We start from the raw sequence: 9,928 nt of genomic DNA, 5'->3' as shown, positions 1-9,928 counted from the left end.
CCGTCACACTGTGTAGAAATTCTGAATATATGGCGTTTGTTGTCAACGTCAAATACCTGGAGGCCTTGCCGATGGAAACCCGCTGGTTGCACGCGTTTGTCGCGGTTGCGGAAGAACTTCACTTCGGGCGGGCCGCATCACGGCTCCAGATGGCCCAGTCGCCGCTCAGCCAGATGATCCGAAAGCTCGAAAAGGACATCGGCGTCAAGTTGTTCGAACGAAGCACTCGCAGCGTCGCACTCACATCCGGCGGACATGCCTTTCTCCCCCACGCCTATCGCGTCATCGAGAACATGGAGACGGCACGACACGCTACGCGCGCGTCGTCGGGAGGCGTCTACGGACGAGTCACGATCGGATTCACCGGAGTGCTCAACTATCAAGCACTTCCGCCACTGACACGCGCGTTGCGTCAGCGCTATCCGGAAGTCGAACTGACACTCCTCGGCCGGATCATGACGCGCGACGCGGTCATTCAACTCGAGAGCGGCGCCCTCGATCTCGCCTTCGTCGGACTACCCGTGGAATCCGCATCACTGTCTACGCGACTCATCCGACGAGAGGCATTCGGCGCTGTGCTTCCGATCGACCATCCCCTCGCAGAGAGAGACGCGATCGACCTCCGCGAATTGTCCGACGACGGATTCGTGACCACCCCGCTCTCGGCCGGCTCGGCCCTCCAGGAAACCGCGATGCGCGCCTGCATGAACGCAGACTTCAGGCCTCGCGTGGTTCAGGAGATCACCGATCCGTACATGATCCTCATGCTCGTTGCCGCCGGCGTCGGTGTAGCGCTGATGACGTCCGGCATGGCTGCTATCACCCCACCTGGCAGTGTGTTCGTCCCACTCACCGGCGAGCCGACGTTCATGAATCACGGAATTGCCTGGTCACCGCGGCACATGACCGATGCGCTCGCCGTCGCATTGGAGACATCCGAGGAAATTCTGCCGACGCCGGAGATTGAGACCGAAAACGTCATTATCTGAGACTCATTTAGTGTTGGACGCGCCATAGTCCTTCGTGGCACTGTCGTCTCAGCCGCCGAAAGGTGAGGGACGTCACCGATGCGTGGTGCATCTCCAAACGTGCCGCCACGGCCGGCCCATCGGGACGAAAGGACTTCACATGGCACCTCCGATCACCTCCACCGGATCCACGAACTCGACCGAGGAACATCCGAATGCGAACGCGCGCCGCGCCGCCGTTTCGGGCTTCCTCGGCAGCACCCTCGAGTACTACGACTTCTTCATCTACGGCTCCGCGGCCGCGCTGGTGTTCCCCAAGATCTTCTTCCCCGGCGGCGGATCAACGGCAACCCTGCTCTCGATCAGCACCTTAGGTGTCGCCTACGTCGCCCGCCCGCTCGGCGCGGTGCTTTGGGGTCACCTCGGCGATCGGTACGGACGCAAGAACGCGCTTCTCGCCTGCCTGCTCCTCATGGGTGTTGCGACGGTCATCGTCGGTTGCCTGCCGACCTACGACCAGATCGGTATCGCCGCGCCGATCATTCTCGTCTTGCTTCGCCTACTTCAAGGGCTCTCTGCCGGCGGTGAATCACCCGGCTCTTCCGCACTGACGCTCGAACACGCGCCGGATCACCGTCGTTCGTTCTTCACCTCGTTCACCATGAGCGGGATCATGTTCGGCATCGTCGTCTCCAGCCTGGTATTCATCCCAGTGGCGAGCCTGCCCGACGAAGATCTCTACTCGTGGGGTTGGCGAGTTCCCTTCTGGCTCAGCATCATCGTGACCGTCGTTGCCCTGTGGCTACGTCGTGCCCTGGATGAACCCGAGGTATTCGAAGAACTCAAGGAACAGGACGAGACGGCCGGGATTCCCGTCGTCGAGATGTTCCGCTCGCACTGGCGCACCGTGATCCGTATCAGCATGAGCTCGACCTTCGCGATGATCAACACCATCGTCAACGTCTTCGCTCTGGCGTACGCCGTCGAATCCGGCTTCGAACGCTCCACGATGCTGTGGGCTATCGCGACCGCCAATTTTGTTGCCGTACTGACTCAGCCGCTGTTCGGCATCCTCTCGGATCGCTACGGACGCAAGCCCATCTTCGTCGTCGGCGCGATCGGAGCCGGCCTGATGATCTTCGTCTTCTTCCATTCGATCGGAACCCAAAGCGTCCCCATGGTCTTCGCTTCGGGAATCGTCATGATCGGAATCTTCTACGCGATGCCCAACGGCACGTACCCGGCGTACTTCCCGGAGCAGTTCCCCGCGAAGGTCCGATACACCGGAATGGCCGTCAGCCTCATGCTCGGACTCCTTGTTGCCGGCTTCACACCGGCTATCGCTCAGGCGATTTCAGCCGGAGACAAGAGCAACTGGACACCGGTTGCCTGGATGTGCCTGGGCTTCGCCGTCGTCTCCGCCATCGCGGCAATGACCGGACCGGAAACGTACCGCACGCCCACAGCTGATCTGGGCCAACCGAAGCCGAGCCTGCCAACCAAGCAGGACTCGGAGCTCACCAGCAACAACGCTTGACCGGACCGGCCCCTCGCGCTGAAATGCCGCGAGGGGCCGTCCCCACTTATGCAGGAGAATGTCATGACTACCGAATTCACACGTCACCGAATCGGCCTTGTCGGAGCCGGGATCTCGACTTCCCTCTCGCCGGCGCTGCATTCGCACGAAGCATCAGCACTCGGACTCGACGATTACAGCTACGAACTGGTAGACCTCGAGAACCTGACGGTCTCGGTCGAGAAGACCGGCAAGGTGGTGCGGAGCGCCGTCGCAGCCGGCTTCACCGGACTGAACATCACCCATCCGTGCAAGCAGGTTGTCGTGGACGCACTCGACGAACTGTCCGACAATGCCCGACTGCTCGGTGCCGTCAACACGATTGTCGTCCACAACAGCCTTCTGATCGGCCACAACACCGATCACAGTGGATTCCTCACCGCACTGCGACGCGGTTTACCCGACGCCACCTTGGACCGAGTGGTACTCGCAGGCGCTGGCGGGGCGGGTTCCGCCGTGGCGTACGCACTCGCCGCCGCCGGTACCACGGATCTTCGCATCGCAGATATTGATCCCGATCGCGCTGTCGATGTGTGTTCTCGCGTCGCCTCGGCCTTTCCTGCCACGCGCACAACGGCTTTGGCGATCAGTGAGATCGCTGTCAACCTGACTACGTGCGACGGCGTCGTCAACGCATCTCCGATCGGGATGGTCGGCCATCCCGGAACTCCGTTCGACCCCGCGGCGCTCCACGCGGGCTTGTGGGTCGCGGACATCGTCTATCGGCCGATGCGCACCGAATTACTCGACGCTGCAATTACTCTCGGATGTCGAGTCCTCGACGGTGGCCAGATGCTGGTGGCTCAAGCCTCTGACACCTTCACACTCCTGACTGGTGTCGAAGCCGATACGGATCGCATGCGCAGCCATCTGAGCGAGCTGCTCTCCGAGACGGCACGCGCATGAGCACAACTGAACACCTACTTTCTCGCGAAGTAACAGGAGCACTGATGAACGTGACTGCGCCGTTCGCCGAACCTCTCGACATGGGCAGCGTCCGCCTCCGAAACCGATTCGTGTCGGCCCCGATGGAACGCAACTACTGCGAAAACGACGGAACCATGACGGACGAGTACATCGCGTACCTCGCTCGCCGCGCCGAAGGCGGTGCGGCACTGATCTTCACCGAAGCAAGTTACGTGCGCGCCGACGGCAAGGGTCGCATCCGGCAGATGGGCGTCGACGTCGACGAACGGATTCCCGGCATCAAGAAGATGGCCGACGCGATCCACGCTCACGGCGCCCTCGTCGGAGTCGAACTCAACCACGGTGGTCGCACGGCGCAAGGTTCTGTCAGCGGGTTTGTTCCCGTTGCCCCGACACCGATTCCGTGTTTGGTTGTCGGCGGCGAGATGCCAGAACAACTCGACGGCGACGACATCGAGCACATCATCGAGTGTTTCGGTGAAGCCGCGGCACGCTGCCAGCAGGCCGGCGTCGACGTCATCTCCCTGCACGGTGGCCACGGGTATCTGATCCACCAGTTCCTCTCCCCTGCTTACAATCACCGCGACGACGAGTGGGCCGACCCCACCTTGTTCGTCAACAAGGTCATCGCCTCCGTCCACGAGCACGCACCGGGAATCACTCTGGGACTCCGATTCTCAGCCTTCGAAGGCATCGACGGCGGACTCGACGCCGAGATGACTCGCGCTCGCATCGGCGCCATCGACACCGACCGACTCGATTTCCTCGACGTCTCGGCCGGCAACTACGAAGCGGGACAGTGGATCATCCAGCCCGGTGAATGGTCGCGCGGTCTCCTCGCGCCGTACTCCGAGCAGTACCAGCGCGACTTCGACATCCCGGTGGGTGTGGCCGGACGCATCACGTCGCCGGAGATCGCTGCGCGGATCATCGAATCCGGGCAGGCGAACTTCGTCAGCATGGCTCGTACGCTGCACGCAGATCCGGACTTCCCGAATCGCGCCATCGACGGTGGCCGGTACCGCCCTTGCATTGCCTGCAACTACTGCATCGACAGCCTGGCCGCCGGCCCCATTCCCTGCTCCGTCAACCCGTGGGTCGGCCGCGAATTGGATCAGCCTACAAAGCCGGCTGATGCCACCGTGCGGGTCGCCGTCATCGGTGCCGGGCCGTCGGGAATGGCCGCTGCCCGCGACCTCGCACTTGCCGGTCACCGCGTCGACCTGTACGACGAGCGACCCAGCCTCGGTGGCGACTTCGCTCTGGCATCGAAGCTTCACGAGTATCCCGAATATGGACGGATCGTGGACTGGTACGCCGCGGAACTGGCTGAACTCGGGGTCCACTGCCACACCTCGACCCGGGTAGATGCTGCTTTGCTCTCCGGTGTCGATTTCGACGCCATAGTTCTTGCCGCCGGCGGCGTCGGCCCCGTGGTCGATCTCCCCGGAGCAGCAACCCGTACCGTTCGCGACGTCCGCGAATTCCTCGTCTCCGGCGATCCAGCTCCTGCCGCTGTCACCATCTTCGGCGCCGACCGTGAAGCTGCGGCCGTCGCCGACGATCTCCTTCAGAAGGGCACCCAGGTCGTGATGATCGGCCCGCAGGAAACCATCGCGCACGACGTCGGACGCCGCGGAAAGATCGTGCTGCTGCCGCGCCTGGCCGCAAGTGAGAACCTCACGACCTACCTCAGCTCGATCGTCACCACAGTCGCCGCTGACCACGTCACGATTTCGACGGCCGGTGTGCTGAGCGAGGTCGATGCTCCCGGCGAACTGCTGATCTCGCAAGGCGTCGAGCCGCGTTCGGAACTTCTTGCCGAACTCCGTTCACTGGCACCACGACTCGGAGTACATACCGTCGGCGACGCGAGCGGTGACGGCGGGTCCATCCATGCCGCACTCGTGACCGCAGCCGACGTTGCCGTCGCGATCACCGCCGCCGCTGCGGCACGTCAGGAGGTTCACGCATGACCACACAGGCAGCCACACCCGTGGCAACTGCATTGCCGCCCATTGGACTCGGAACCTGGCCACTGGTCGGTGCCGACGCCACGAAGTCGGTACTCTCCGGAATCGAGGCCGGGTACCGCCTCATCGACACCGCCGCGATCTACGGCAACGAGGACGCCGTCGGCGTAGCGTTGGCGGAGTCTGCTCTACCGCGAGAAGAACTGTTCGTCACCACCAAACTTCGTGGAAACGACCAGGTTTCCGGTGACATCCGCGGAGCGCTCGAGCAGAGCCTGGAACGACTGGGACTGGATCAACTCGATCTGTTCCTGATCCACTGGCCGCTCCCGCGAATCGATCGCTACGTTGCGTCGTTCGAGGCGATGCTGGCCTGCCGCGACGCCGGACTGGTTCGGTACGTGGGTGTGTCGAACTTTCTGGAGCACCACGTGCGCCGCGTCGTCGCCGAAACCGGCGAGGCACCGGCAGTCAACCAGATTCAGATGGACCCGTCGCTCACTCGGATCCCGGTTCGCCGCGCCAACGACGAACTTGGCATCTTCACTCAGTCGTGGAGTCCGCTCGGCCGGGGTGACGTGCTCGACAACGCCGTGGTGAGCGAGATCGCCGGTCGAATCGGTTGCACACCAGCTCAAGTGGTCCTCGCTTGGCACGTCGCGCAGGGTGTGGTTCCGGTCGCGCGATCAGCGAACCCGACGCGTCAGGCCGAGAACCTGGCAGCACTCGACGTGACCCTCTCCGGCGAAGACATCGAAGCACTGAACAGTCTCGACCGCGGCGAATCTGCGGCGCGGGACGTCGAAGAGGAACATTTCTGATGACGTTGAAAGTCGGAATCGTCGGCTGCGGCAAGATCGCCGGCAACCATGCCCGCGCGCTGCAACAAGTCCCCGGTGTCGAGGTGATCGGCTGCTGCGATCCCGATCTCGGACGCGCCCAGGAGTTCGCGGCAGCGCACGGCATTCCCGCAGCCGTGAGTTCAGTGGAGCAACTTCTCGCCCTCGGACTCGACGCCTGCACCGTTTGCACGCCGCACCCGGTACATGAAGAGGTAGTCGTGGCCGCTGCCGAAGCGGGTGTACATGTTTTGTGCGAGAAGCCCATCGCAGTCGATGTTGCTGCCGCCGACCGCATGATCGAGGCCGCCGACCGCGCCGGTATCACGTTCGGGGTGCTCTTCCAACGCCGATTCTGGCCGGCAGCACGTCGGATCCGCGACGCCATCGACGACGGGCGGATCGGACTACCCATGCTCGGTGAGGCGTCGGTGATCCTGCACCGCCCGTCTAGTTACTACTCGGCCGATGCGTGGCGCGGACGCTGGGACACCGACGGCGGTGGCGTGCTCATGACACAGGCCGTGCACCAGATCGACATGCTGGCCTGGTTCATGGGCGAAGCCGTCTCGGTCAGTGGCTTCATCCGCACTCACACGCACGGCGACCACATCGAGACGGAAGACAGCGCGTCAGCAGTGATTTCGTTTGCTTCAGGCGGCACCGCAACCGTCACAGCGACAACGGGTGCCAATCACAACCTGGGCAACCGCGTCACTGTGATCGGGCGCACCGGTGCCATCGCCAGTGTCCTCGAGTTCCCCGAAGGGCACGAGGGTGTCAACGAAATCTGGACGGTGCCGAGCGAAGTGGAGTTCCGGTCGCCGTACTCCGCGGACATCGATGCGAATCTTGATGTGGGCGCGGTCAATGCGGCACTGACCGACTTCCACACCCTGCAGGTGCAAGACTTCGCCGACGCCGTCCTGACCGGGCGCGAACCCGCCGTCACCGGCCGGGACGCCCGCGCATCACTTGCCATCATCGCCGCAATCTACGAATCGTCACGAATGGGCAAGGTTGTCGAGCTGACATCGACACCGACCCTCGCAACAACTGCCAAGGAGCAGAAATGAGTAGCAGTACCCCCCTCACCTACGACGTGGTTGTCGTGGGCTCCGGCGCAGGCGGGCTTTCCACAGCAATTGCCGCAGCACATGGCGGCGCGTCCGTCCTCGTCGTCGAGAAGGCCGACACCTGCGGCGGCGCAACGGCCTGGTCGGGCGGGTGGATGTGGACCCCGCGCAACATGTTTGCCATCGCCGACGGGGTTGTCGAGGATCGGTCGGCGCCGCGGACATATCTGGAGAACCGACTCGGCGACAACTTCGACGCCGCCAAGGTCGATGCACTCCTCGACGGCGCCCCGGAGATGGTCGAGTTCTTCGAACGCAAGACTGCTCTGAAGTTCGTGCCCGGAGCCAAGATCGCCGATATTCACGGTGACACACCGGGCGCCGGCACGGGTCACCGTTCCGTCGGACCGAAACCGGTGAGTCTGCGAAAGCTCGGACCAGATGTCGCGGCGCTACTGCGTCGGCAGCTGTACGAAACGTCGTTCCTCGGTATGGGGATCATGGCCGGCCCCGACCTGCAGGCTTTCCTGCACTCGACCCGCTCACCAAAAGCCTTTGTGCACTGTGGTGTTCGGGTGACTAAGCACATGTTCGATCTCGCCACCAAGCGTCGTGGTCAGCAACTCGTCAACGGCACTGCGCTTGTCGGCATGATGCTTCGCTCAGCGCTCGATCTCGGCGTCGAGTTTCGGGTGAAAACGTCGGCAACATCGCTGCAGACTGACGATGACGGTCGCGTTGTCGGTGTCCGCCTCGAAGGTCCGGATGGCGCGTACTCGGTAACTGCCACGCGCGGCGTCGTACTGGCCACCGGCGGCTTCGCACAGGACATCGACCGACGACGCGAACTGTTCCCGCGCACCCCCACCGGCAACGAGCACTGGTCGCTCACCCCGAAGACAACCACCGGTGACGGCATCACCCTCGGCGAATCCGTGGGCGGCCGACTCGACCGCACCCTCGCCTCCCCCGTCGCGTACTGCCCCGTCTCCATCGTTCGTTATCGCAACGGCAAGGAAGGTGTGTTCCCGCACATCCTCGACCGCGGAAAGCCCGGTGTCATCGGAGTTCTCGCGAACGGCAAGCGTTTTGTCAACGAAGCACTCGGCTACCACGACTACACACTCGCGATGGTCGAGCGGGCTCCCGAAGACGAAGAAGTGTGCTCGTGGTTGATCGCCGATCAGCAGTATGTGCGATACCTCCCGCTGGGCATGGCCAAGCCCCTGCCGATCCCGATCCAGCCGTACCTGCGCTCGGGATACCTCACACGTGGTCGCACTGTTCGCGAACTGGCGGAGAAGATCGGCGTTGATCCGACGCAGTTGGAAAAGACAATCGAGGCATTCAATGTCGGGGCCGCGGCCGGTGAAGACCCCGAGTTCGGTCGCGGTACAACACCGTTCAACCGGGGATCCGGAGATGCATCCAATCCCTGGCCGAACCCGTCGCTCGCGCCCTTACAGAAGGGTCCGTACTACGCGGTGAAAGTCGTGCCAGGGAGTTTCGGCACCTTCGCCGGACTGGTCACCGACTCGTCGTCGCATGTGCTCGACGACAACGACCGCCCCATCGAGGGATTGCTCGCCGTCGGCGTCGATCAAGCCAGCGTGATGGGCGGGCACTACCCGTCCGGCGGCATCAACCTCGGACCGGCCATGACATTCGGTTACCTGGCCGGCCGGGAACTGGCCGGAGCCAAGACAGTTGGAGCGCACGCATGACACTCTCACTCGGACTGGCAGCCCTCACAGTGCTCGACACCGCACCGATGCAGCACGTCGACTTGGCTGAAAAGCACGGCTTCGACACCATCGGTATCCGTCTGATGCCCGCGGCGCCAGGTACGACGGCCTACCCTCTGCACGAGGACAAGCAGTCGTTGGACGAGCTGGTGCGTCGACTGGGCGATTCACCGGTCGAGGTATTCGACCTCGAAATCATCCGTCTTGCAGACGACTTCGACCCCACCGACTACGTTCCGTTGCTCGAAGCGGGCGCACAGCTCGGAGCCAAAGCCGTTCTGGTGGGCGGCGACGACCGCGACCGCGCTCGGCTCACGGACTCCTATGCACGCCTCGCGGAACTGTGCGCGAACTACGGCATCGTCGCTTCCCTCGAGTTCATGCCGTGGACTGCGGTGCCCGATGCACGTGCGGCCATCGAGATCGTCTCGGCGGCAGACGGTCCGGCTCGTAGTGTCCTGGTCGACGCATTGCACACCGACCGCTCGGCGACAACGCTCGAGGATCTTGCGTCCATCCCTCGCGAGTGGTTGCACTACGCCCAGATGTGCGACGGTTCGACCCCCGCTCCCACTGGGGACGCAGAGCTGATCCGTCAGGCCCGCGAGGAGCGTCTGGTGCCCGGCACCGGCGGCATAGCCCTGGCCGACATCTGGTCGACTTTGCCTGCCGGACTGCCGGTCAGCATCGAATTGCCCAACGAGCCACTGCGCCGCGCCGCCGGAACGGACGCGTGGTTGGAACGCCTGGTCGAGGCCACGCGAGAAGTGTTGGCCTAGCGGCCCTGTGCGCCTTTTTGGTAGTGGGCACTACCAAAAAGGCGC

General features: G+C 63.4%; 8 protein-coding genes. All 8 read left to right on the top strand.

All coding sequences use genetic code 11. From position 1 onward, the window contains the following. Positions 1–71 precede the first annotated feature (71 nt). The 8 genes from RWT78_RS15460 to RWT78_RS15425 all read left to right on the top strand — a co-directional run bounded on the left by RWT78_RS15460 (position 72) and on the right by RWT78_RS15425 (position 9,883). Positions 72–989: a LysR family transcriptional regulator gene (locus RWT78_RS15460; protein WP_314676491.1), complete on the top strand. Its 918-nt coding sequence runs from the start codon at positions 72–74 to the stop codon at positions 987–989. Between the two features lie 139 nt (positions 990–1,128). Further along, on the top strand, positions 1,129–2,505 hold the full coding sequence (locus RWT78_RS15455) for an MFS transporter (RefSeq protein ID WP_217017776.1): 1,377 nt from the start codon (positions 1,129–1,131) through the stop codon (positions 2,503–2,505). A gap of 63 nt (positions 2,506–2,568) precedes the next feature. Beyond that, entirely contained in the window at positions 2,569–3,450 is an 882-nt protein-coding gene (locus tag RWT78_RS15450) for a shikimate dehydrogenase (RefSeq protein WP_314676490.1), read from the top strand. A gap of 44 nt (positions 3,451–3,494) precedes the next feature. Then, a complete protein-coding gene (locus tag RWT78_RS15445; RefSeq protein WP_314676489.1) occupies positions 3,495–5,447 on the top strand; it encodes an FAD-dependent oxidoreductase in 1,953 nt (650 codons plus the stop codon). Further along, positions 5,444–6,265 carry an aldo/keto reductase gene (locus RWT78_RS15440; protein ID WP_054825534.1) on the top strand — a complete coding sequence of 274 codons (822 nt, stop codon included), beginning with the start codon at positions 5,444–5,446 and terminating at the stop codon, positions 6,263–6,265. Before RWT78_RS15445 ends, RWT78_RS15440 begins: the two co-directional genes overlap by 4 nt. Next, positions 6,265–7,359: a Gfo/Idh/MocA family oxidoreductase gene (locus RWT78_RS15435; RefSeq protein ID WP_314676486.1), complete on the top strand. Its 1,095-nt coding sequence runs from the start codon at positions 6,265–6,267 to the stop codon at positions 7,357–7,359. The genes RWT78_RS15440 and RWT78_RS15435 overlap by 1 nt, the downstream gene beginning before the upstream one ends. Continuing rightward, complete coding sequence (locus tag RWT78_RS15430) at positions 7,356–9,083, top strand: FAD-dependent oxidoreductase (RefSeq protein WP_314676485.1); 1,728 nt, start codon at positions 7,356–7,358, stop codon at positions 9,081–9,083. Before RWT78_RS15435 ends, RWT78_RS15430 begins: the two co-directional genes overlap by 4 nt. After that, a complete protein-coding gene (locus tag RWT78_RS15425; protein WP_314676484.1) occupies positions 9,080–9,883 on the top strand; it encodes a TIM barrel protein in 804 nt (267 codons plus the stop codon). Before RWT78_RS15430 ends, RWT78_RS15425 begins: the two co-directional genes overlap by 4 nt. Positions 9,884–9,928: the final 45 nt, after the last annotated feature.

The sequence above is a fragment of the uncultured Rhodococcus sp. genome (genome assembly GCF_963525155.1).
In the GTDB taxonomy this organism is placed as follows: domain Bacteria; phylum Actinomycetota; class Actinomycetes; order Mycobacteriales; family Mycobacteriaceae; genus Rhodococcus_F; species Rhodococcus_F qingshengii.
This window is presented reverse-complemented; position numbering and strand designations above follow the sequence as displayed.